This is a genomic window from Bacteroides graminisolvens (genome assembly GCF_963666085.1).
Classification (GTDB): Bacteria; Bacteroidota; Bacteroidia; order Bacteroidales; family Bacteroidaceae; genus Bacteroides; species Bacteroides graminisolvens.
Window position 1 is genome coordinate 90,704 of the sequence record NZ_OY762556.1, and the last position, 22,866, is coordinate 113,569.

The 22,866-nt window shown below is 39.7% G+C and carries 26 protein-coding genes, 1 tRNA gene and 2 pseudogenes; 16 read left to right on the plus strand and 13 right to left on the minus strand.

Annotated elements, in window-relative coordinates; genetic code table 11:
- Window positions 1-7 precede the first annotated feature (7 nt).
- Window positions 8-939, plus strand: a pseudogene (locus tag ACKPCE_RS00375) (GNAT family N-acetyltransferase); the annotation flags it as partial.
- Window positions 940-950: 11 nt separating this feature from the next.
- On the opposite strand, the gene ACKPCE_RS00380 reads toward ACKPCE_RS00375, so the two are convergent.
- Complete coding sequence (locus ACKPCE_RS00380; RefSeq protein ID WP_319503786.1) at window positions 951-1,673, minus strand: MBL fold metallo-hydrolase; 723 nt, start codon at window positions 1,671-1,673, stop codon at window positions 951-953.
- A 95-nt stretch (window positions 1,674-1,768) separates the two neighbouring features.
- Here ACKPCE_RS00380 and ACKPCE_RS00385 point away from each other — a divergent pair, with 95 nt between their 5' ends.
- Window positions 1,769-2,404 carry a pentapeptide repeat-containing protein gene (locus tag ACKPCE_RS00385; RefSeq protein WP_319503787.1) on the plus strand — a complete coding sequence of 212 codons (636 nt, stop codon included), beginning with the start codon at window positions 1,769-1,771 and terminating at the stop codon, window positions 2,402-2,404.
- A 12-nt stretch (window positions 2,405-2,416) separates the two neighbouring features.
- Window positions 2,417-3,151, plus strand: coding sequence for an SDR family NAD(P)-dependent oxidoreductase (locus ACKPCE_RS00390; protein WP_319503788.1), 735 nt, complete (start codon window positions 2,417-2,419; stop codon window positions 3,149-3,151).
- Window positions 3,152-3,174: 23 nt separating this feature from the next.
- Here ACKPCE_RS00390 and ACKPCE_RS00395 read toward each other — a convergent pair.
- Window positions 3,175-3,516 (minus strand): annotated as a pseudogene (locus ACKPCE_RS00395) (methionine-R-sulfoxide reductase); the annotation flags it as partial.
- Window positions 3,517-3,734: 218 nt separating this feature from the next.
- Between ACKPCE_RS00395 and ACKPCE_RS00400 the strand changes: the two are divergent.
- Entirely contained in the window at window positions 3,735-4,043 is a 309-nt protein-coding gene (locus tag ACKPCE_RS00400) for a nitrous oxide-stimulated promoter family protein (protein WP_319503789.1), read from the plus strand.
- Window positions 4,044-4,047: 4 nt separating this feature from the next.
- Here ACKPCE_RS00400 and ACKPCE_RS00405 read toward each other — a convergent pair whose 3' ends face one another.
- Both ACKPCE_RS00405 and ACKPCE_RS00410 read right to left on the minus strand, forming a co-directional pair.
- Complete coding sequence (locus ACKPCE_RS00405; protein WP_319503790.1) at window positions 4,048-5,349, minus strand: TIGR01777 family oxidoreductase; 1,302 nt, start codon at window positions 5,347-5,349, stop codon at window positions 4,048-4,050.
- Between the two features lie 59 nt (window positions 5,350-5,408).
- Window positions 5,409-6,956, minus strand: coding sequence for a rhamnogalacturonan acetylesterase (locus tag ACKPCE_RS00410; protein ID WP_319505888.1), 1,548 nt, complete (start codon window positions 6,954-6,956; stop codon window positions 5,409-5,411).
- A gap of 412 nt (window positions 6,957-7,368) precedes the next feature.
- On the opposite strand from ACKPCE_RS00410, the gene ACKPCE_RS00415 reads away from it, so the two are divergent.
- The 4 genes from ACKPCE_RS00415 (at window position 7,369) to ACKPCE_RS00430 (ending at window position 9,384) form a co-directional block, all read left to right on the plus strand.
- On the plus strand, window positions 7,369-7,947 hold the full coding sequence (locus tag ACKPCE_RS00415; RefSeq protein WP_319503791.1) for a YceI family protein: 579 nt from the start codon (window positions 7,369-7,371) through the stop codon (window positions 7,945-7,947).
- A 30-nt stretch (window positions 7,948-7,977) separates the two neighbouring features.
- A complete protein-coding gene (locus ACKPCE_RS00420) occupies window positions 7,978-8,496 on the plus strand; it encodes an NAD(P)H-dependent oxidoreductase (protein ID WP_319503792.1) in 519 nt (172 codons plus the stop codon).
- A gap of 93 nt (window positions 8,497-8,589) precedes the next feature.
- On the plus strand, window positions 8,590-8,946 hold the full coding sequence (locus ACKPCE_RS00425; protein ID WP_024996864.1) for a winged helix-turn-helix transcriptional regulator: 357 nt from the start codon (window positions 8,590-8,592) through the stop codon (window positions 8,944-8,946).
- 36 nt (window positions 8,947-8,982) lie between these two features.
- The gene (locus tag ACKPCE_RS00430; protein ID WP_319503793.1) at window positions 8,983-9,384 is read left to right on the plus strand and encodes a BamJ family beta-barrel-assembly machinery protein; all 402 of its coding nucleotides are present in this window, start codon (window positions 8,983-8,985) and stop codon (window positions 9,382-9,384) included.
- A gap of 1 nt (window position 9,385) precedes the next feature.
- On the opposite strand, the gene ACKPCE_RS00435 is transcribed toward ACKPCE_RS00430, so the two are convergent.
- The 3 genes from ACKPCE_RS00435 to ACKPCE_RS00445 all read right to left on the minus strand — a co-directional run bounded on the left by ACKPCE_RS00435 (window position 9,386) and on the right by ACKPCE_RS00445 (window position 11,732).
- Window positions 9,386-10,153, minus strand: a complete 768-nt coding sequence (locus ACKPCE_RS00435) for a TIGR03915 family putative DNA repair protein (RefSeq protein ID WP_276993402.1) — start codon at window positions 10,151-10,153, stop codon at window positions 9,386-9,388.
- Window positions 10,150-11,415, minus strand: coding sequence for a putative DNA modification/repair radical SAM protein (locus ACKPCE_RS00440; RefSeq protein ID WP_319503794.1), 1,266 nt, complete (start codon window positions 11,413-11,415; stop codon window positions 10,150-10,152). The genes ACKPCE_RS00435 and ACKPCE_RS00440 overlap by 4 nt, the downstream gene beginning before the upstream one ends.
- A 140-nt stretch (window positions 11,416-11,555) precedes the next feature.
- Entirely contained in the window at window positions 11,556-11,732 is a 177-nt protein-coding gene (locus ACKPCE_RS00445; protein ID WP_024996868.1) for a BF3379 family histone-like protein, read from the minus strand.
- Window positions 11,733-12,102: 370 nt separating this feature from the next.
- On the opposite strand from ACKPCE_RS00445, the gene ACKPCE_RS00450 reads away from it, so the two are divergent.
- Complete coding sequence (locus tag ACKPCE_RS00450; protein WP_276964945.1) at window positions 12,103-12,735, plus strand: DUF8491 family protein; 633 nt, start codon at window positions 12,103-12,105, stop codon at window positions 12,733-12,735.
- Between the two features lie 158 nt (window positions 12,736-12,893).
- Window positions 12,894-14,993, plus strand: a complete 2,100-nt coding sequence (locus ACKPCE_RS00455; RefSeq protein ID WP_319503795.1) for a KamA family radical SAM protein — start codon at window positions 12,894-12,896, stop codon at window positions 14,991-14,993.
- On the opposite strand, the gene ACKPCE_RS00460 is transcribed toward ACKPCE_RS00455, so the two are convergent.
- Window positions 14,990-16,315 (minus strand): nucleobase:cation symporter-2 family protein, encoded by a 1,326-nt coding sequence (locus ACKPCE_RS00460; RefSeq protein WP_319503796.1) that lies wholly within the window; start codon window positions 16,313-16,315, stop codon window positions 14,990-14,992. The two genes, ACKPCE_RS00455 and ACKPCE_RS00460, sit on opposite strands and share 4 nt — an antisense overlap.
- A gap of 9 nt (window positions 16,316-16,324) precedes the next feature.
- Window positions 16,325-17,029 (minus strand): nucleoside-specific channel-forming Tsx family protein, encoded by a 705-nt coding sequence (locus ACKPCE_RS00465; protein WP_319503797.1) that lies wholly within the window; start codon window positions 17,027-17,029, stop codon window positions 16,325-16,327.
- Between the two features lie 132 nt (window positions 17,030-17,161).
- Here ACKPCE_RS00465 and ACKPCE_RS00470 point away from each other — a divergent pair, with 132 nt between their 5' ends.
- The 3 genes from ACKPCE_RS00470 (at window position 17,162) to ACKPCE_RS00480 (ending at window position 18,406) form a co-directional block, all read left to right on the plus strand.
- On the plus strand, window positions 17,162-17,758 hold the full coding sequence (locus tag ACKPCE_RS00470; protein ID WP_319503798.1) for a uracil-DNA glycosylase family protein: 597 nt from the start codon (window positions 17,162-17,164) through the stop codon (window positions 17,756-17,758).
- A gap of 137 nt (window positions 17,759-17,895) precedes the next feature.
- Window positions 17,896-17,968, plus strand: a tRNA-Trp gene (locus ACKPCE_RS00475).
- Window positions 17,969-18,043: 75 nt separating this feature from the next.
- Window positions 18,044-18,406 carry a YbaN family protein gene (locus tag ACKPCE_RS00480; RefSeq protein ID WP_319503799.1) on the plus strand — a complete coding sequence of 121 codons (363 nt, stop codon included), beginning with the start codon at window positions 18,044-18,046 and terminating at the stop codon, window positions 18,404-18,406.
- Here ACKPCE_RS00480 and ACKPCE_RS00485 read toward each other — a convergent pair.
- The 4 genes from ACKPCE_RS00485 to ACKPCE_RS00500 all read right to left on the minus strand — a co-directional run bounded on the left by ACKPCE_RS00485 (window position 18,373) and on the right by ACKPCE_RS00500 (window position 20,148).
- Window positions 18,373-18,939 carry a phosphorylase family protein gene (locus ACKPCE_RS00485; RefSeq protein WP_319503800.1) on the minus strand — a complete coding sequence of 189 codons (567 nt, stop codon included), beginning with the start codon at window positions 18,937-18,939 and terminating at the stop codon, window positions 18,373-18,375. The genes ACKPCE_RS00480 and ACKPCE_RS00485 overlap by 34 nt on opposite strands.
- 4 nt (window positions 18,940-18,943) lie before the next feature.
- Window positions 18,944-19,228: a winged helix-turn-helix domain-containing protein gene (locus ACKPCE_RS00490; protein WP_319503801.1), complete on the minus strand. Its 285-nt coding sequence runs from the start codon at window positions 19,226-19,228 to the stop codon at window positions 18,944-18,946.
- A gap of 14 nt (window positions 19,229-19,242) precedes the next feature.
- Window positions 19,243-19,827, minus strand: a complete 585-nt coding sequence (locus ACKPCE_RS00495) for a hypothetical protein (RefSeq protein WP_276993416.1) — start codon at window positions 19,825-19,827, stop codon at window positions 19,243-19,245.
- 99 nt (window positions 19,828-19,926) lie between these two features.
- Window positions 19,927-20,148 carry a 2TM domain-containing protein gene (locus ACKPCE_RS00500; RefSeq protein ID WP_319503802.1) on the minus strand — a complete coding sequence of 74 codons (222 nt, stop codon included), beginning with the start codon at window positions 20,146-20,148 and terminating at the stop codon, window positions 19,927-19,929.
- A gap of 311 nt (window positions 20,149-20,459) precedes the next feature.
- On the opposite strand from ACKPCE_RS00500, the gene ACKPCE_RS00505 reads away from it, so the two are divergent.
- The 3 genes from ACKPCE_RS00505 to rny all read left to right on the plus strand — a co-directional run bounded on the left by ACKPCE_RS00505 (window position 20,460) and on the right by rny (window position 22,730).
- A complete protein-coding gene (locus tag ACKPCE_RS00505; protein ID WP_024996879.1) occupies window positions 20,460-20,753 on the plus strand; it encodes a coiled-coil domain-containing protein in 294 nt (97 codons plus the stop codon).
- A gap of 19 nt (window positions 20,754-20,772) precedes the next feature.
- Entirely contained in the window at window positions 20,773-21,063 is a 291-nt protein-coding gene (locus tag ACKPCE_RS00510; RefSeq protein WP_024996880.1) for a cell division protein ZapA, read from the plus strand.
- Window positions 21,064-21,194: 131 nt separating this feature from the next.
- Window positions 21,195-22,730 (plus strand): ribonuclease Y, encoded by a 1,536-nt coding sequence (gene rny / locus ACKPCE_RS00515; protein ID WP_276964922.1) that lies wholly within the window; start codon window positions 21,195-21,197, stop codon window positions 22,728-22,730.
- Window positions 22,731-22,866: the final 136 nt, after the last annotated feature.

The window sequence follows — 22,866 nt, forward strand, 5'->3', positions numbered from 1 at the left end:
AAAGAATATGAAACTACATCACATCGCTATCTGGACATACAAACTGGAAGAGTTGAGAGATTTCTACACGCGTTATTTTAACGGAAAAAGTAATCAGAAGTACGTCAACAGCGCCAAAGGATTTGAATCTTATTTCATTGCTTTCGACGGTGAAACGAGTCTGGAGTTAATGAGCCGCACCGATGTGCAAAACCTGCCCATAGAGGAAAACCGACTGGGTTTAACGCACATGGCTTTCACTTTCGGTAGTCGGGAAGAGGTTTTGCAGCAAACAGAAAGATTAAGAGCCGACGGGTATGTCATTGCAGGCGAGCCGCGAACTTCGGGAGATGGCTACTTTGAAAGTGTGGTGCTCGATCCTGACGGCAACAGAATAGAATGTGTATTTCAAAAAGAAGCATAAGTATGAATAAGAATTATATAGAAACAAACCGCTTGATTTTAAGGCGATTCGAAGAGACCGACATCGATGACTTTTTTGAGTGTTGCCAGAATCCCAACCTAGGCAATAATGCCGGTTGGAAACCGCATGAAAGCAAAGAAGAATCATTGGCTATTCTGAAATCTTTTTTCATTGAGAGCGAAAACAATGTATGGGCAGTGGTACTGAAAGAGACCGACAGAATCATCGGTTCTATCGGACTTGTTCCCGATCCCAAACGGGAAAACCCGCACAGTGGCATGCTGGGCTATTGGTTAAAGGAATCTTGCTGGGGAAAGGGTTACATGTCCGAAGCCACACAAGCTGTCTTGAAGTTTGGCTTTTCCACACTCAACCTGAATCTGGTAACGGCCAACTGCTACCCGCATAATGAACGTTCGCAGCAGGTGCTCAAACGCAACGGCTTTGTTTACGAAGGTTTATTGCATCAGGCGGAAGTTACTTACGACGAAAAGGTATTGGATCATCTTTGTTATTACCTAACGAAGGAGGAGTATATAAAGTAACCTTACTGCATTTGTCTGATGCGCACTTCAACGCCACTTCCTTTGAGTTTAGCCGGTAATTCATCAATGGCGGTACTGCCGTAATGATACGGGTAAAGGACTTTGGGCGAGAACATGCGTGCTGCACGAGCAGCCTGATCAACCGTCATGGTGTAAGGCTGGTTCACGGGCAGAAAAGCCACATCAATTTCTTTCAGTTCTTTGAGTTCGGGAATGTCTTCCGTATCTCCCGCTACGTAAATGCGTAGTCCGTCAAACGTAAGCACATAACCGTTATCACGGTGGCGGGGGTGATACATCTCTCTTCCCGCCGTAGTATTGTAAGCCGGAACAGCCTCAACCTTAACATCACCCAAGATAAAGGCTTCATCGCCATTCTTAAGTATGTTGCCTTTTTCCAGTTTTTTGTAACCGGATTCATTAATCAGTACTTCGGTTTGATTTTTACTGACTGCCTGAATGGCTTGCAAATCCAGATGATCGGCATGTTCATGTGTAATAAGTATCACATCTGCTTTGGGGAACGACTGGTAATCGGCATATTGTGAAACGGGATCTATCTGAATGTATTTCCCGTTGTACGAAAGCATCAAGCTACCGTGTTTAATGAAGGTAATAACAACGTCCTTACCCGATTTGGTTTTAAACGTATCTGTTTCAAGGGGTTTTGCCCAAAGAACTGTGGCAAGTGCACAAAGCAGCCCCAACACCATGTTTCGTTTCATATCATTTTACTTTTATGGTTCACACACAAATATAGATAAATTTAAAAAGATATTGCTACTTTTGTTGCTGCATAAATAATAAAAACGATTAACTAATGAAAATTTCTTCTCCTCGCATACCCAAAAAGCTTCAGGAAAACGAAGATCTGAGTAATCTGGTTGCCGAACTGACCGAGGATATTGAAGGCAGGCTATTTACGGCACAAACGGCTCATGAGATTTCGAAATCATTGCTAGACGTACAAACTTGTATCTTTAATCAGTGCATATTCCGTGAGTGCGACTTGCATAAGTCGAGATTCTGTGATGTGGAATTCAGAAGCTGCGATTTGTCAAACGTCAAATTGCATGAATGTGCCTTTAACAGGGTTAGCTTTGTTGATTGCAAACTAATGGGGACTAACTTCTCGGAAGGAACCTTTAATCACGTTTCTTTCAGTCATTGCAGTGCTCCTTACGTTATTTTCTCGGGCAGTAAGTTTCACCACGCACTGTTTAGCGAGTCGGACATGCGTAGATGTGCTGCCGAGAATTGCGCATTCGGCTTCACGGAGTTCAATCAGTGCAACTTCACCGAAGCAGAATTTCATCAAAGCAAACTGAGGGATATTGATTTAAGTTCCTGCGAAATTAATGGCATCCGTCTTACCGGCAATGAACTGCGCGGAGCCGTTGTAAACAGCATGCAGGCTGTAGAGTTAGCCAAGTTGCTGGGAGTTATCGTTGTTTAATGAGAAAGAATCATGAAAAAGGTTATTATAATAGGTGCTACGTCGGGCATTGGAGAGGAAATTGCTAAAATATACATTGCCCAAGGGTGGCAGGTAGGTATTGCCGGCCGGCGCGAGGAGGCTTTAACGGCCTTAGCGGCTACCGCACCTGCACAAGTAAAAACGCAGGTGATTGATGTTACATGTGCCGATGCACCCGAACAACTTCAAAGCCTCATCGAAAAGCTGGGGGGAATGGATTTGTTCTTACTCAGTTCGGGCATCGGTAGCCAGAATGTAAAACTGGAGCCCGAAATTGAATTGAATACCGCACGAACCAATGTAGAGGGGTTTATACGAATGGTAACGGCTGCTTATCGCTTTTTTAAGGAACAGGGTAGCGGACACCTGGCAGTAATCAGTTCCGTTGCCGGTACCAAAGGATTGGGGTCGGCACCGGCTTATTCGGCTACGAAGCGTTTTCAAAACACTTACATTGATGCTTTGGCTCAACTGGCACGCATGGAGAGGTTATCCATACAGTTTACGGATATTCGTCCGGGCTTTGTGGCTACCGCTTTGCTGAAGAACCGGAAATATCCGTTGCTGATGCGTGCCGATAGCACAGCCCAACACATTGTGAAAGCGCTTACCAATAAAAAACGCGTGGCGATTATCGACACACGTTATGCTATACTCGTTTTCTTCTGGCAGCTTATACCTCGCTGGGTGTGGGAAAGACTGCCCATACGCAACGACAAATCATAAAGCGATCAAGGCTTTTTCTCCTCAAAATCGAGCGAGATGGAGTTGACGCAATGGCGGGTGTTCTTTGAAGTGAACCCTTCGCCCAAAAATACGTGTCCCAAATGTGCTCCGCAACGAGCACATTGTATCTCCGTTCGTCGCCCGTCGGCATCGGGCACGCGTTTTACAGCACCTTTTATCTCATCGTCAAAACTGGGCCATCCGCAACCGGCATCAAATTTATCGTCCGACCGGTACAGGGGGGCTCCGCAGCGTTTGCAACAATAGGTGCCGTCTGCTTTATGCTGGTAGTATTTGCCTTGGAAGGGACGCTCAGTCCCTTTATCCACAATCACTCTCTTTTCTTCGGGGGTTAATTCTTTCATAACATATCCTTTCTGAACAGGTTTTCCTTTCTCTTCTGTTTCACGTTGCATCTGCTTCAAGCCCATCAGGCTGACCGACAACATAAAAATCCATATCAAATCTGTTACCTTCATCTTTGTTTATTCTATTATAGAAACAGTGGCTTTTAGTTAATAGTTCAAAGCAATGGGCTGTTTGACATACTTAAACAAACAGATTCTTTATATTTGCATTTGCTATGACAATATCAAAGATAGAAAAGATAGATAAGGAGAAAAGAACAGTAGAGCGAATGATCAGGCTGTACTGTGAAAAGAAAGAAGGGAATCAGGAACTTTGTGCCACTTGTAAGGAACTGATTGCTTATGCACATGCCCGATTAGATCATTGTCCGTTTGGCGAACAAAAAGGCATGTGCAAGTATTGCAAGATTCATTGCTACTCACCCGAGAAACGCAAAGAGATTAAAAAGGTGATGCGTTTTGCCGGACCGCGAATGTTACTTTACGCTCCATGGCAGGTTATAAAACATTGGCTGAAAAAATAGACGGCTATTCCTCGCTTTGTTTCACCCAAAGCAAACGGGAGATATCGTATCCTCTTCGTTCGGCTTTGTAAAGCAGCATTTTCTTAACGTCATCCGGCAATTGCGGCGTGCGGCTTAATATCCACAAATAGTTATTGTTGCTACTTCCTATAAGCACGTAATTGTAATTCACTTCATCAAGTTCCAATATGTAGTAGTCACTGTAGAACCAAAGGAAAAAGGCGACTTTCAGTTTGCCGGGCATATCCGGATCGGGCACGTATGCTTTTCCTTCCGAAACATTCAGTTCTCCGTTTAGGTAGCCGCTGTTAACGACACGTATCTTGTTACCGGATAGTAAAGTGTACTCCGCCGTCACGCGGGTCAGATTGCGTTCAAACCGATTTTCAAAACGGGCTATCTCGTACCATTTGCCCATGTAACGCGACAAATCTATTTTTCGGACGGTCCACTTAGTCGTGTCAGCCAGAAATTCATCAATGTCATTCGCCGAGAATTCAAAACCTGTTTCTTCCAGCGTGGCAGGGATAACGCATTGACCTGTAGTAAGGAAATTCGATGCTTCTCCCATAAAGAAACGAATAACGGCAGACGGAACGGTCAATTTGAACCAACTGCTATATCGCCAGGCCATTCTGTCTCTCAACTCGGTTTGGGTTATTTGATGAGGTGCAACAAAATTAATGATGCCGATAATGGAGGTGGTCTTAATAACATGGAGCATGGCCTTGTTCAGGTCTCGGATGTCTATCCACGGAAAATACTGATTACCGGGACCTATTGCTACGGCCATCTTCAACTTCAACGAGCGCGAAAGTTCTTTGAATGCGCCTCCGTCGGGCGAAAGCACTACACCGAAACGAGTAATAACCAACCGTGTATCGGTATGCACCTTGGCAGCTTCGGCTTCCCAACGACAGCAAAGGTCAGACAAGAAGCCTTCTCCCCTCTCCTGCGAGTAGTCGTCATGGCAACCTTCCGTAGGATAATACCCTACAGCCGAAGCCGAAATAAACAACTGAGGTTTCTGTTCGAGTGAATTGATGGTTTGTACCAGTCGGCGGGTAACGTTGATGCGACTGTTATATAGTTCCTTTTTATATTCGGTTGTCCACCGGCGATTGATGGTTGCCCCTGCCAAATTGATAACCACTTCGCACTGTGAAAGGCGAGCGATTAACTGATCGGACATGTTATCACGGAACATAGCACGTCCTAAAGGGACTACCTGGTGTCCCTGTAACTCCAAGAAGGCTGAAAGACGCTTCCCGATAAATCCGCTTGCTCCGCTAATGGCTATTTTCATGTTATACTTGTTTTCTTAAAAAACACAAATATAACATGAAAAGTTTAGCTATCAATAGATTAATCGGCACAATACTTTTTCAACGGGCAATCTGTTGCTTTTAAACCTTCAACAATGCTCCGGGCATTCATCCGGGCGCCTTGAAGTGAAGTGTGAGTATGGTCGTTATTAAAGAATGCCGCAGCCTTTTCGGGTCCCATCTGCTGAAGTTTATCGGCCGACAGTTTATTCAGGTCAATATAGTAAGCACCGGCTTTCTCGGCGGCATCTTTCGCCCACTGTCCGTAGGTGTCTGTGTTACGTTCAATTTGGCCGTCCTTCCACTTGTTACGAGGCGTGTGACTTAACACTACAGGTATGGCTCCTTTCTCTTTCACATCTCGAATAAACTTGCGAAGGTACCACCCAAATGTATATACTACCTGATATTTACCGGTTGCCTCCATTAAAAAGACTTTACTTTCTTCACCGGAACCGTGCAGTTCGCCACGAGCTTTGCCTACATGAATATCACCACCGTCATTGTGTCCGAACTGCATCAGCACAAAATCACCGGGCTTTAATGCATTATAAACTTTGTCCCAACGGCCTTCATCAAGGAAAGTACGTGCACTGCGGCCTGCCATCGCACAGTTTTCAACGGATATTTTATTCTGGTTGAATTCATCGGCTATAACGCTACCCCAGCCCCACATGCCGTTTTCATCTTTGTCATTGTTCTTAACGGTACTGTCGCCGATGGTAAATAGCACCGGACGACCCTTTTTTCGACTAGAGCCTGTGATTGTGTCTTTTGCAACCGGTTTCAGGTAGTTAGCCAACTCCAATCCTTTGTAAGCACGAATTCCTTCTGCAGCCGACTCAGCATTGACTTTAGCTCCGAACGCACTGGTATGTATGCGGTCCAGATAGAACATGTACTGAACCTTTTCTTTTCCGAATTTCTCAAACTTGCGAGCACTGATGTCATTCAAATCAATGAAAGGAACCTTCTGTTCTTTCGCTATTTGTTTTGCCCATAAACCAAACGTTTTGTTTACTCGGGTTACAATGGTACTGTCTTTGTCTTCCCAAGCATTACGAGGAGTTAGCGAAACTAAAATGGGATGCGCTCCTTTGGCTTTTGCCTCCTGCACAAACCGACGCATGTACTCGCCATAGGTGTAAACAGTTTCTTTGGCACCTGTTTCTTTAATGGTTACCGGAAGACTGTCTTTGCCGATACCGGGAATGGAGGCACGTGCACGTCCGCTGTCATAAGGACCGTTGTCATTATGTCCCAGCTCAATGATTACCCAATCGCCCGGACGAATACCTTTAAGTACATCGGGCCAAAGACGAGTATAAAAGGTGCGGCTACTGGTTCCTCCCAGAGCATGATTCTCAACGGTTATCTTATCTGTATCAAAAAAGTCGCCGGCATAGTAGCCCCAGCCCCACTGCCCGTTATTACCGTTACCTAACGTACCGGTGCGCATCGTAGAGTTACCAACTAAAAAAAGAACCGGGTTGTTGCCCTTGCGACTGGCTCCGGCAACAGGGCGTGCCGTTCGCGCCTTATTTAAACTGTCGAGTGTATTGTCAATCACGTTATTCACATCTTTCATCGGTGATGTGATGTTGTTTTGTGCGTGTACAGATCCTGTATATAACAGGAGTCCGAATAAGCCCCAGAGGCTGCATAATAATAGATTCTTCATCTTTCTACTTTTAAACATTGGTTTGAGTGCAAAAATAGAAAGGATATGCTTATGTATACATGGCATATCGTTCACATTCATGTTATATTATTCTTTTTAAGGCAATAATAAAAGTTAAATATTCATTTTCGTCGAATAACAAAAGAGACTAAACATGCAATTCTAACTCCCAGGTAACCATGTAACTTCGTGGTAAGCTCTTGCACAGTTAAACTTCACATTGTACATTTGCTCTCCATAAGAGAGTTATCGCTAAAAATAAACGTGCTACACTTTATATATTAATTAAAGTAGGTTTTACGATTTAAAATAAGAAGTCATGAAGAAGTTATTTATTTTATCTGTCATAGTATTGAGCTCTGTAGCCGCAATGGCTCAAAGCAAGGTTTGGAAAAACGATCCGGCACATTCTCGACTGGGTTTTGTTGTTAAGCACTTGACCATATCTGAAATTAGTGGTCGTTTCGCTGATTTTAGTGTGGATGTTACTACAACAAAAGCCGATTATTCTGATGCTCAAATATCAGTTACGGCAAAGGTAGCAAGTATTGATACGGATATTGAAGCGCGCGATAATCATTTGCGCTCTGCCGATTTCTTTGATGCGGAAAAATATCCGGTTCTTACTTTCAAAAGCATTTACCTGAAAAAGACCGGTCAGAATGAAGGAAAGCTATATGGTAATCTGAGCTTTCACGGCATAACCAAAGCTGTAACATTAGACGTTACTTATTTTGGCACGGTGGTTAATCCCATGAGTAAGGCTGAAACTGCCGGTTTCAAAATTAAAGGAACCATTAAAAGATCTGATTTTAATTTGGGCGCAAACTTCCCTGAAGCGGTAATCAGTGATAATATTCAGATTATTGCCGATGTGGAATTCAGTCCCGCTAAATAATACATTCACCATTAATAACAAATTGAATTTATGAAAACAATAGTAGTTTTAGCTCACCCGCATATTGAACAATCTGGTGTTAACAAAACATGGACCAGTGCATTAGTACAAAAGCATCCGGAAGTGAAGTTACATAACCTGTATACCAAATATCCCGACTGGAAATTTGACGTACAAGCCGAGCAAGCTTTGCTGGAACAATACGATCGCATCATTCTGGAGTTTCCGGTTCAATGGTACAGCGTTACTCCTTTATTAAAGAAATGGCTCGACGATGTATTTTTGCAAGGTTGGTGTTATGGCGAAGGAGGCAATAAACTTGCCGGCAAACAGATTGGCATTGCTTTGTCTACAGCGGGCGTTGCGGAAGCATACGTCGAAGAGGTATACGGAACTGTAGCACAAATTTTGAAACCGCTGGAATCGACCGCCAAGTTTGTTGGAGCCGAATACATTTCACACCATGTATTCCACGGTGCATATACTCCGGATGCAAGCGAACGACTTGCAGCGGATGTAGAAAAGTATATTGATTTCGTGACGAAATAAGCAGCACGTTGCTAAGTGATACCATGTCTCTGTTTTGCATGCGTTGCAAGACAGAGATGTGTAGTTTATTAATACACCAACAAAAGGATGACAATGAAAAGAAGAACAGAATCAGCCTGCCCGGTTCGCTCTGTTTTAAACAGTGTGGGCAGTAAATGGTCTATATTGATTATAGATATTTTGGGCAATACGGAAAGTATGCGTTTTAATGAGATAAATAAAACATTGGGAGATATCTCTCAGAAAATGCTAACATCTACGTTGAGGTCATTGGAAGCAGATGGTATTCTATCAAGGAAAATGTATAATGAAATACCTCCCCGAGTAGAATATGCGCTGACTCAATTGGGACAAGAACTGTTACCACATATACGCAACCTGATTGGTTGGAGTCAACAAAATTTAGAATCTATCAAAAAGAACCGCTTACTTTTTGAACAAAACCATTAAAGAAAGCGTATTGAGAGTACTACTAAAAATAAAAAGATGAGCTTAAAACATCAGGCGTATAAAGAAGCCAACATTCGGTTTCTAGAAGAAAATCTTCAGAATGAGGGAATTAACGAACTTCCTTCGGGTATTCAATACAAAGTCATTTTAAAAGGAAATGGACCGGTTCCTTCCATCAAAAGCACGGTGAAAGTACATTATAAAGGGACCATGATTGATGGCACCGAGTTCGACAATTCATTTGCTCGCAAGAAACCGGAAGTGTTTCGCGTGAAAGATGTTATTACGGGCTGGCAACATGCGCTCACGGCAATGCCTCTGGGGTCACGGTGGATCATCTATATTCCGTATGAATTGGGGTATGGAACAAGAGCATGCGATAATATCAAAGCGTATTCAACACTTATCTTTGAGGTGGAACTACTCGGAGTCAAGTAGGTCAAAGTTGTTTTTCGGTTAAATGTTTCCAATAGCGTACAGGCATGTTTTGCTTGTGCAACTTAGGATTGATACGCTCTTTAATGGCAATAGACTTGAAATAGGTTTTCCACATTTCCTGAAACAGTTTCTCGTCTTCTGCCATTTGGGTTTCATCAAGCATTCCACTCACCAAATGGGCGGCTTCGGTTTCTAATGTTATTTCTTCTACGGTATTCAGGTCGTAATAATAACCGTAACTGCGTTTCAAATCATATATAATCCACTTTTGATCGGAAAACCGGTCTTTAAAGTGAGGAATAGCAAGTGCCAGAACGTTATACATAGGCTCAAAAGCAGCAAAGAAAGTGCCGTCTGCCGCTTTTTGAAAGCGAACAAACTGAAGCATACGCCTTCTTTCTGCACATACTTTTTTCCATATCTGTGCTAATTCAAGCACATCGGGATCGGCAAAGTTGACTTCGATAGACTGACGAGAATCAATTGCCTTACGAATATAACGAAACAAAAGCATATCAATGTGTGGAAGCTCAGACAGCCAACAGGTGGTTATGCATGAAAGAGCTGAAGTTGATAGTTTTTTCTGCAGACCGGCCCAAACACGGGTCGACTTCTCTTCGTCAGCAATAACAGTAAAACTATCATCAACGAAAAGCGGTAAAGGTTCACCTTCGGCAAGCAATACATCGGGGAAAGTACGACGGTAATATGCATCAAACACCACCGTGAGTAAACCTTCAAATGTTTTATCATACCGAAAGACAATCATTCGTCAACAAAGTTAAGTAACAATTGCCTGTCATCCAGATTTTTCTTACCCGACGGCACAAGTAGTTTTCGAACAGTCTGAGGCGTCATTTCATTGACTGTACGAACCGTTAACTCGTTGCAGGTAATAAAATACTGTGCTTTCTTCATCACAATCCCTATTTTCTTCAACTGATAACTGCCCAACTTTCCGTAACGGCGAGAAGTAATAATGAGCTTAGCCGATTTCACTCCGATACCGGGAACCCGCAACAGCAATTCGTAATCAGCTTTGTTCACATCGACTGGAAATTGTTCGGGATGCCGCAATGCCCACGACAACTTAGGATCGACCTCTAAGTCAAGATCAGGATAGGCATCATTGACAATCTCATCCACTTTAAATTGGTAGAAACGGAGTAGCCAATCGGCCTGATACAACCTGTTCTCCCGAACCAAAGGAGGTTGTTTCAACGCTGGTAGACGTTTATCGTAAGTATTCACCGAAACATAGCCCGAATAATAAACGCGCTTCATTGTTGGACGTTGATAAAGCACGGAAGAAAGGCGCAGTATGTCTTTGTCTGTTTCAGGAGTGGCCCCTACAATCATCTGCGTACTTTGTCCGGCAGGAGCAAAACGCGGTGCATAGCGATATTTCTTTCTCTCTTCACTGCTCTCAAGTACTCCCTGCTGAATATATTTCATCGGTTGAAATACACTCTTAAAGTCTTTTTCGGGTGCCAGGTGTTTTAAGCTCTCTTCATTCGGGATTTCAATATTTACGCTTAATCGATCCGCGTATAATCCGGCTTCATTCACCAACTCCCTACTTGCTCCCGGAATACTTTTAAGGTGTATGTATCCGTTAAAACGATGCACTTGTCGCAAATCTTTAGCAACGCGCACCAGTCGCTCCATTGTATAATCAGGGTTACGAACCACTCCGGAACTCAAAAAAAGCCCTTCAATGTAATTCCTACGATAGAATTCCATTGTAAGCTCTACCAATTCAGTAACGGAGAATGTTGCTCGTCGCAAATCATTGCTGCGGCGGTTAATGCAATAAGCGCAATCATAAATGCAATGATTGGTAAGCATGATTTTAAGCAGAGATATGCATCGACCATCTTCCGCAAAGCTATGGCAAATGCCCCATCCGCCTACAGTATTCCCCAATCCGCCCTTCTGATTGGAGCGAACACTTCCACTAGACGAACAAGATACGTCGTACTTGGCCGACTCAGCCAATATCTTTAATTTTTCGAGCACATCTGCATTCATAATCAGCACTTTAAGCACTTAAAATCGTAGAGCCAAAGATAGTAATTATCAGTCAAAAATCAATTAGGCATTATATTGTTATAACAAAAAAAGACCACTCTTCACCAGAGTGGTCTAACTGTTTTTTGAAAAGATGAAATTTATTTCTTAGAAGCTTCTAAAGATGCTTTTCTGAATTCTTTCATTGATTTTTCAATCTCTAAAGAAGCTTTACGAGCACGTGTACCTGCAGCTTTGTTTCCGTTCTCAATTTGTGCTTCAGCGTCTTTTAGGAACTCAGCTACCAACTGATTTACCTTTTCTACTAGTTCTTTCATAATCCTTTTTATAATGTTTCGTTAATATTTGGTCGGCAAAATTACATTCTTTCCGCAAATAACAACATAGTTGAGAATCTTTTTTTTAATAAAAAAGCCTTAAAAGGGCTCACAGCATACTCAAATCGTTTTTTTTCTATACTTTTGCATCTGAAAAACCGATTAGAGGCATTCATAACTGGCCCAAATATCAAGAAGTGCAGTTGGGCTCTTACCAGCCAAATCTATTCGGTTTGATATAACCGAAACTGTATTTGAAAATCATAAATTCTGTTTCAAACTGAAATGATCATTCTTTTTATTTGTACATTTGCACTTTCATGATCATATATAAAAATAGTAAGAATCAATAATATAACTCTTATAAATAATGAGCTTGTTATCTAAATTATTAAAAAAGGACACCGGAGACGGTAACAGCAACGTTGGCAATGTGGAAGATTTCGTTTCACTCACCCGCGTTTATTTTCAATCGGTCATTGCTGTAAATCTTGGAATCACCAATATCAATTTCATTCCCGATGTTGCACAATTTAAACGTATGTTTAAAGTGCAGACGCAAAATGGAAAATTGGGATTAGCCGAAAAATCACGTGCACGCAAAATGTTGATGCAGGATTATGGATTAAGTGAAAACTTCTTCAAAGAAATTGATGCATCGGTCAGAAAGAGTTGTAAAACACCTAATGACATACAAGCGTATCTGTTTATGTACCAAGGATTTTCAAATGACTTGATGATGCTGATGGGAAACCTTATGCAATGGAAATTCCGCATACCTTTATTATTCAAAAAGATTTTGAAAGGAATGACAGAGAAAACCGTTCACGAAGTATGTACCAAGAAAGTGTGGAAGGCTGACGATGTGCATAAAACAGCGACTGCCGTAAGGCAGTATAAAGAACGCTTAGGGTACTCAGAACAATGGATGACAGAATATGTGTACAATATTGTTTTATTAGCCAAAAAGGAACCCAAACAAAAAGGAGACATCGCTAAATAATTGAAATAAAACTGTTTGTATTGATTAGAAAAGGGAACAAAAAAACTTTTTTTTTCTTAATAAACGCACGAGTTTGAAAGCGGAAGAATTGATCTTCCGCTTTTTTTTGTTATATTTATGCAAATATCTCAATTAAGAACTTATAAACAACGACGCGCATGAAACAAAAGAAAATGCTTTCACTTACTCTTTCCGAACTAAAAATCATGTATAAACAAAGGCTGCCCGACATAGTTTCTATGGCCGAAAGCTCCTGCGATGAAAACGAATTCAAACAGAAATTAAATGAATACGTTGGCTTGCATAATGAATGGAATGCTAGAAGAAGTGAGCATATTCGAATGCTGATTGAATACGATGGGAAAAACATCAACGAACTTTCTACCGGCGAAGATATGCATATTCAAACCTTGACACTTCTTTGGAACTACCTCAAAAACCCACTTGATAAGACAGAAGCAAGCACTGATTTATTTATCGACTTATTCTTCTTGTTCTACGAAAATGATTGGGCCGACAGCAAATCAACATCAATAAGCAAGATAAAAAGGCAAATGGGGCGTTGGAATACGGGTATCGATAAAGAGACAGTAGCTATCAGAGTTCAAAATAAAGAACGTATGATTAGAATCTTAAGCAAAAAAATTGAGCAAAAAAAAACGGTTCATTCACGTTACACCTTTGAAGAAAATCTATCTGAAGAAGGCAAGCTTGAAAAGGTAAGATATTGGTGGAATGATTATCGTTTCCATCTGGCTATGGCTGCAAAGAGCCCTACAGAGCTAAATACCTTACTAGGCAATTCTTTTTCTGATAAAACCATGCAACTGCTTGTGCGGGCACATAAAAAGAAAATGCCTTTTTTTGCTACTCCATATTATCTATCACTACTAAATACAACACAGCAAGGGTATGACGACGAAGCCATCAGAAGCTATATTCTTTATTCACCAGAACTGGTTGACACGTATGGCAACATCAAAGCTTGGGAAAAAGAAGATTTGGTGGTATCTGGAAAACCCAACGCAGCGGGTTGGTTGCTTCCTGAGGGACATAACATCCACCGCAGATATCCAGAAGTCGCCATTTTAATTCCCGACAGTATGGGGAGGGCCTGTGGTGGCTTGTGTGCTTCTTGTCAACGCATGTACGATTTCCAAAGTGAAAGGCTTAACTTTGAGTTAGAATCATTGAAGCCGAAAGAATCATGGAACAAAAAACTAAAACGCTTGATGGCTTATTTTGAAGAAGATACGCAATTACGTGACATTCTCATCACAGGAGGAGATGCCTTAATGAGCCAAAATAAAACGTTAAAACATATTTTGGAAGCTGTACTGCAGATGGCTAAAAACAAACAGAAAGCTAATTTGCAAAGACCTGATGGTGAAAAATACGCAGAACTAACTCGTATTCGCTTAGGAAGTCGCTTATTGGCTTATCTCCCGATGAGGGTTGATAAAGAACTGATTGATATTTTGAAGGATGTGAAACAAAGAGGAAGTATGATAGGCATAAAACAGTTTATCATTCAAACGCATTTTCAAACCCCACTGGAAGTAACCCCCGAAGCTCTTGATTCCATAAAAAAAATACTTTCTGCCGGATGGCTAATAACGAATCAACTGGTCTATAACGTGGCAGCGTCAAGAAGAGGACATACCGCACGACTGCGTGAGGTACTCAATAAAGCGGGAGTTCTCTGCTATTATACTTTTTCTGTAAAAGGATTTAATGAAAACTATGCCGTGTTTGCACCTATCAGTCGATCTATACAAGAGCAAACAGAAGAGAAAATATGGGGAGAATTAAACGACTGTCAAAAAACTGAATTAGATAAGTTGCTCAAAGAAAATCATGAAAAGGAGAATCTTATCGCCACATTCCTGAAAAAGTACAATTTGCCTTTTCTATCAACAGATCGAAATGTTCTTAATTTACCTGCCATCGGTAAAAGCATGACCTTCCAAACAGTTGGTATTACTACCGAGGGAAAAAGAATCATGTTATTTGATCATGATGGTTCGCGTAAGCATAGTCCCATCATCAACCAAATGGGCAATGTATTCATTGTTGAGAATAAATCGCTGGCTGCCTATTTGAGGCAACTGGACACAATGGGTGAAAACATTGAAGAATATGCAACGTTATGGTATTATACAAAAGGAACGACGGAACCTCGCTTTAAAATATACGAGTATCCGTCGCCTTTGTACAGTATAACTAGTAGAATTAGTAATCTGGAGATAAAGAATTAAATATCACCTTCTTCTTTAACGCGTATCACTGCATTGGCTACAATAGCTGTTAGTCCACCTGTAGTGATACCGGAAGAGAAAATACCCTTAATCGCATCAGGAGCATTTATTAAAATATCAGGAATAAGTTCGACCCCTAAGCCGAGTGACAAGCTGACAGCCAGTACAAGCGTTTCTTTACGACCAATTTGCTGAGAAGAAACAATGCGAACACCAGCCGCTGCTACAGTTCCGAACATGAGTAAAGTAGCTCCACCCAATACAGGATCGGGCATTAAGGAAAACACTGCACCTACAATAGGGAAAAGACCCAGCAGTACAAGCATGGCAGCAATGTAATATCCTACAAAGCGGCTTGCCACTCCAGTAAGTTGTATGATTCCATTATTCTGAGCAAAGATTGAATTTGGAAAAGAATTGAAAACTCCTGCCAAAAAAGAATTAAATCCATCAGCTAATACACCTCCTGAAACTCTTTTCACATATCCTTCTCCCTCAATGTCTAATCCGGAAATCATAGAATTCGCGGTCACATCTCCGGTAGCTTCAATAGCCGTAATCAAATAGACTAAACCGATAGCAATAAATGAGGATATATTAAAATCAAGTCCATATTTAAAAGGCATCGGGATATTAAAACTCGTAAGTAGATTTAAATCCAAAGATGACATATCGACTTTACCCAAAGCAAAAGCCAATCCATATCCCAAACAAATTCCCAACACAATGGAACTCATACGGAGATATTTGTTTTTACTGCGATTAAAAAATAAAACGCTTAGTAAAACCAAACCTGCTATTGAAAGATTTTCCCACGAACCAAAGGTTCCATTATCCATAGCTCCATATCCGCCCCCACATGATACAACTCCAACTTTAATCAGACTTAAGCCAATCAAAAGAACTACGATTCCAGAAACCAAAGGAGTGATAATATTGCGCATATAGCGAAAAGTACGACTGATAACCATTTCAACGGGAGCAGCAGCCATACATACACCAAATATAAGTGGTAATCCACCCATCAGACCCGTTGTTATAATGGGACCGATAAATGAAAAACTGGTTCCTTGAATACACAATAAACGAGCCCCGACTGGGCCGAAGCGTTTACACTGTATAAATGTAGAGATTCCTGAAACAAAGAGTGACATGGATACCAAAAAACTTGTTTTTTCAACATCAAGTTTTAAGGCTCCTGCAATGATAAGCGGAGGGGTAATAATAGCCACAAAAATAGCAAGTAGATGCTGTAATGCAGCAAATATTGCATCTTTAAATGGTGGGCGATCTTCAACCCCATAGATTAAATCTGTTTTCATTCAGGCAGATTAATTTAAAGTCCATTTCAAAGCAAGAGTAGGAATCACATAGGCTCTACCTTTATAGAAATTATTACTCACTTCTACTTCAGTGCCCACACTAAGATTGAATTTATCATTTACTCCATCTATTTTATTCAAGTTAACCCAAAATTGAGGTTCGGTAAGAAATGTGAGTTTTGAATTAAACCAGGTCTCTTCTCTCCAAAGGTCAGCAAAACCGCAGAACGTAAAGAGGTTATCATTCATATTCATATACCAAGTACCAGTTAATTGAAAATTATTAGGTGAATCATTCTTCTGAATGTATTTATACATTGCAGTCAATGAAAATCCTTTGCTAAAAGATGCATCGTTATATGTATAAGTCCCACCAAGCATATAAGCATTATTAATAGAATATGTTTTTGCCAGACCGCCATTGTATTCTAAATGAAGAGATAAAGGACCGTCCCAAAATTTTAATTCGCGGGCTATTTCCCAATATGCCTGCTCAACGCCTTTAGAGTTATAGTCCATATCGACAAAGAAGAAAGTACTTCCCCAATCGTCTGGCTGGAATTTTTCTACAGTACTAGTTAACAATGGACGAACATCCATGTTCTTGTCATACAACGCACGACCAAAATCATAGTGTAACTGAATGTTTTGCGCACGTAAACCAAAAATGCTCAGAGCAAGCGCTAAGAAGAAAATTGTTGCTAATCGTTTCATAAACTTATGTAATTCGGATAATTAAAGGTGCAAAAATAGTTAATTTAATTAAGAAGCAAGCAAACATAGAGCAAATAGTATGTTTTTGATTCTTATTTTTGAAGAGAAATTAAATCCATTAACTAATAAATTATGCCCAATATATTAGACGAAATACCAATAGAAATACATCCGTTAAAGCCATTTCTGCCCCCTCAAGCTAGCCTATTGATGCTGGGTAGCTTTCCTCCTCAACAAAAAAGATGGTCAATGGATTTTTATTATCCGAATTGGAATAACGATATGTGGCGTATTATGGGGCTATTATATTATGATAATAAGAGTCATTTTCTAAAAGAACCTTTAAAAACATTTGATAGAGAAAGTATTATTAAGTTTCTTAATGAAAAGGGTATAGCATTGTATGATACGGCATCTTCCATAAAACGTTTACAAGACAATGCCTCCGACAAGTTTTTAGAAGTGGTTGAACAAACAGATATCAGAAGATTACTCAATCTCTTGCCTCAATGCAAAGCTATTGTTACTACTGGGCAAAAAGCAACGGAAACTTTACTCAAACAGTTCGACATACAAGAACCCAAGTTGGGGGATTTTTCAGAATTTGTATTTAACAATCGCGCATTGAGACTTTACCGTATGCCTTCTTCTTCAAGAGCGTATCCACTCCCTTTAGAGAGAAAAGTTGCATCCTATCGCATCATGTTTCAAGACTTGCAGATGATGTAGCTTTTTTCAGTCAGATAAAAAAATAGGGTAGAGAGCTGATTATCAGCACCAAGCAAATTTATAGGTTAGAAAATAAAAAAGTATTCCCTTACAACTCTTGCTAATTCGGGATATTCTACTACCTTTGCACCGCAAACACGGGAGTAGCTCAGTTGGTAGAGCACCGGTCTCCAAAACCGGGTGTCGGGAGTTCGAGCCTCTCCTCCCGTGCATAAAATAAAACTGTGGCCACAAAATGTAGCCACAGTTTTATTTTATAAAGCAAATCTTAATATGGTCAATCTGATGAGAATATTACTTGTAATCATAGGCACCATTTCACTTATATTAGGTATTGTGGGTATATTTCTACCCCTACTTCCTACCACGCCTTTTCTGTTACTTTCAGCTGCCCTGTATTTCAAGTCTTCACCAAAACTATATGACTGGCTACTAGGCCAAAAACACTTAGGACCTTATATTCGCAATTTTAGAGAGAAAAAAGCGATTCCACTCCGTGCCAAGATAATATCCATCACATTGATGTGGGGCAGCATGCTTTATTGCGTAGCCTACCTTGTTCCAATCATCTGGATTAAATTTTTGCTTATAGCCATTGCCATTGGTGTTACTTATCATATTTTATCATATAAAACACTAAAAAAATGACTTAAAGCCGTCCGCGCATCTTTCAATTTATCCTCCCAATGAGCAACCGAGTTCTTACCAACAATATCAGTTACGTATTTTACTGCAATAAAAGGCACCTCTTTATCACGACACACAAATGCTTGAGCATAAGCTTCCATATCAACAACATCACCCTGAATAGTTGATTCTTCTGTAAGAAAACTATCTCCGGTATTACATACGCCCTCTCGACCCCATTCTTTACAAAGCCCTTTATCTGACAATAATGATGTAGTCGATATTTCACTTTCCAATCCGAAATCTTTCAACTTAGCCATATCTCTGTCTACAAATGTTCTGCAAACAAAGATATCGCCTACCTGATGAACTATGGTACCGGCAGTACCTGCATTGACAACCAAATCAGGTTGAACATGATTTATTGCTTCTGCAACACGGTAAGCCGCTTTAGCTTTACCAATTCCGGTGAGTACATAATACACCTCTGTATCGGGCCATTTTATTTCAAAGAATTCTTCTCTGACGGCACAAGTTATTAAAATCTTAAGCATATGGTTATCTTAATATATATGTTTTCAAAGCTTCTACATACTCTTCAAAAGCATCTACACCTACAGGTGTGATTTTACAGACGGTGCGTGGCATTTTTCCTTTGAATGTCTTGGTAACGTCAACATATCCAGCATTATTCAATTTATCGATCTGAATGCTTAAATTACCAGCGGTAGCACCAGTTTGCTGGCGAAGATACACAAAGTCTGCTTCTTCGACTGTCATTAACAAAGAAATAACAGCTAAACGTAATTCAGAATGAAGCAAAGGGTTTAATTCTTTAAACATCAAGTCCTCCTTTCCTACCTTCTTTTAGCTGTATAATTTAGCATGTGACCAGGTATAACCATCATCAACACAAAAATAGCAGCAAAAATTAAAATAGAAGATGTATCGCGAACTATTACGCAAAGCGGCGAAAAGAGAATACCGATAAAGCCGGAAAAAATAATAGGCTTAAAACGAATTATCAATCCTGTAATTGCCGTAGCCATACCCATGGTAAGTAATACAATAAATAAAATGGGGATGTAAGTCAAAAATGATATGATCGAAATCATAAAAGAAGCAATTCCAAACACCATCCACACATGACTGATTGCTCTATCGACAAACGTGATAACTCGCGATCTATTATTTAGTTGTTTCTTATTGTGCAATAACCATAATGTTCCTCCAAACACCGGTATAGCGAACCAAAGCCAATGCCATAAATAATTGCCGGACGTTGTTACTAAAGACCACACAATTACAGCAACAATTACAGTAGTATATCCCCAAATGAGAAAAGGAATACCACTATTATCTTCTAAACGACTTCGTGTATTACGAATCATTTGAGAAATAAGATCTAAACTTTCTTTCTCAGTTAAAACTTTATCTTCCATATTTTCTAATAATTACGTGTGTAATCACAACATATATAAACTATAGCAACAAATGATACAATCCAACACACACTCAATTTTAAAATAAGCTCATCCATTTTATTTGTTGTTATACTTAAATTCCAGATAGTTTGTCACAATAGTTAATATTAAACCGATCCCCCAACCGGCAATTACCCACAGTACCCATAAATAATTAGGCGTTGTCATCAAATTGACAAACACCAAAAATGCATTTACGACCAAATACTTCACAATGCTCATTATTATATTTAATTTGCATTGATTCTTCATTTTTGTTTTTTCATCTGTTAGTTCCATAATTAATTTTTCGTTTTCATCTTCCGTACTAAGAAATACGGTTCTGGTTCATATTCTTTTTAGAGATTTATTTTTTATAAAGTACAAATACCTATAAAAAATAGTAAGATTCGAATCTTCTGCAAATGTAACTAGTTTATTTTATAAACCAAATTATTTGAAATTATTTTTTCTTTCTATCATTTTTAAAGATAATAAAGACTGTTTTATTAGTATTAAATAAGTTTTTTAAGACTTTTGAATTAATTTCTTATGAAAAGTTTTTGTAATCTGAGAGTAAATTGTATTTTTGTGTACAATTTTAGTGTGGAATGACAGAAGAAGAAAAAAAGTTATTATCAACCTTTGAAGCCCGATTAAGGCATTTGATTTATCTTCATGATGAGCTAAAACAAGAAAATGCCGGTTTAAGGCAACTATTGGAAGAACAGAAAGAAGAAATAGCAAAGGTAAAGGCTTCTTATTTAATTTTAGAAGCCAACTACACTAACCTAAAAACAGCGAGGACAATCAGCCTTAACGGCAGCGATGTAAAAGAGACAAAGCTGCGATTGTCGAAATTAGTGCGTGAAGTCGATAAATGCATCGCTTTATTAAATGAATAAAACAAATAAAGAATGGTGTATGAACGATAAGATAAAAATAAATCTGCAAATTGCTGATGCCAATTATCCTCTACAAATAAATATGGAAGAGGAAGAATTAGTTCGAGAGGCAGCAAAACAGGTAAATATGAGACTTAATACGTATCGGAGCCATTATAAAAATTTGGAACTCGAAAAAATTATCGCTATGGTAGCGTATGAATTTTCTTTAGAGAATCAAAAATTAAAGCAACGTAATGACACTGAACCGTATAGCAAAAAAATAGATGAACTCACAGACTTGCTGGAAGAGTATTTCAGGAAAGAATAGAGTTCAGATATATTTAGAGATTTATTAATTATTAGAAGATACACGCACTACTAGAATACATGGACAATTAAGGTGTTGCATGTGTTTTAGTAAGTGCGTTTTTATTTTATACACATATTAAATTAATTGAAATGACAGTAACAATAGTAGCATCCATTGTATGCCTCCTTCTTGGTGGAACATTGTCGTATGTAATGTTTCGATATGTACTCAAATCGAAGTATGACAGTATTCTCAAAGAAGCCGAAACGGAAGCTGAGGTTATAAAGAAGAACAAGCTGCTTGAAGTGAAGGAAAAATTCCTAAACAAAAAAGCAGACTTGGAGAAAGAAGTCTCTATCAGAAACCAAAAAATTCAGCAAGCTGAAAACAAACTGAAACAAAGAGAAATGGTTATTGCCCAAAGGCAAGATGAAATTCAACGTAAAAAAGCAGAATCCGAAGTAGTAAAAGAGAATCTCGAGGCTCAGCTTGTAATCATTGAGAAGAAAAAAGAGGAACTAGATAAGTTGCAACATCAAGAAATTGAAAAACTTGAGGCATTATCAGGACTTTCTGCTGATGAAGCAAAGGACCGATTAATTGAATCATTGAAAGAAGAAGCTAAAACAGAAGCCCAATCTTTCATTAATGATATTATGGACGATGCTAAATTAACCGCTAATAAAGAGGCTAAGCGCATTGTTATTCAATCAATACAACGCGTAGCAACTGAAACGGCAATTGAGAACTCAGTTACAGTATTCCATATTGAGTCTGATGAAATCAAAGGACGTATCATCGGCCGTGAAGGTAGAAACATACGAGCTCTTGAAGCTGCAACCGGAGTTGAAATTGTGGTTGATGATACCCCCGAAGCGATTGTATTATCTGCATTCGATCCTGTACGTCGTGAAATAGCGCGTCTTGCACTTCATCAACTAGTAACAGACGGACGTATTCACCCGGCTCGTATTGAAGAAGTCGTTGCAAAAGTTAAAAAACAGATTGAAGAAGAAATCATTGAAACAGGTAAACGTACCACAATTGACTTGGGAATTCATGGTTTACATCCTGAATTAATCCGTATCATTGGTAAGATGAAGTATAGGTCTTCATACGGACAAAATTTGTTGCAACATGCTCGTGAAACAGCTAATTTATGTGCAGTAATGGCATCGGAACTCGGTCTTAATCCAAAGAAGGCAAAAAGAGCCGGATTGTTACACGATATAGGTAAGGTGCCCGATGAAGAACCAGAATTACCACATGCATTATTAGGTATGAAACTAGCTGAGAAGTTCAAAGAAAAGCCTGATATCTGCAATGCTATCGGGGCACACCACGATGAAGTTGAAATGACAAGCTTATTAGCACCTATCGTGCAAGTTTGCGACGCAATTTCCGGTGCACGTCCAGGAGCAAGACGAGAAATTGTGGAAGCTTATATTAAACGCCTCAACGATCTTGAGCAATTAGCCATGTCATATCCGGGCGTTACCAAGACGTACGCTATTCAAGCAGGTAGAGAATTACGCGTAATTGTAGGTGCTGATAAGATTGACGATAGGGAAACAGAAAATCTTTCTACTGAAATAGCTAAGAAGATTCAGGATGAAATGACTTATCCAGGCCAAGTAAAAATCACCGTGATACGTGAAACTCGTGCAGTAAGCTTTGCTAAATAAGCAATCAATCAAAAGATAAATGAAAAGGTTCGGCAGTGTTGCCGAACCTTTTTTGATTCATAAATTCAAAGGAAAAGACCCATACAAAATAAAATCGAATACTTTTAGCATTATTTATATGTTATAAAACATACAA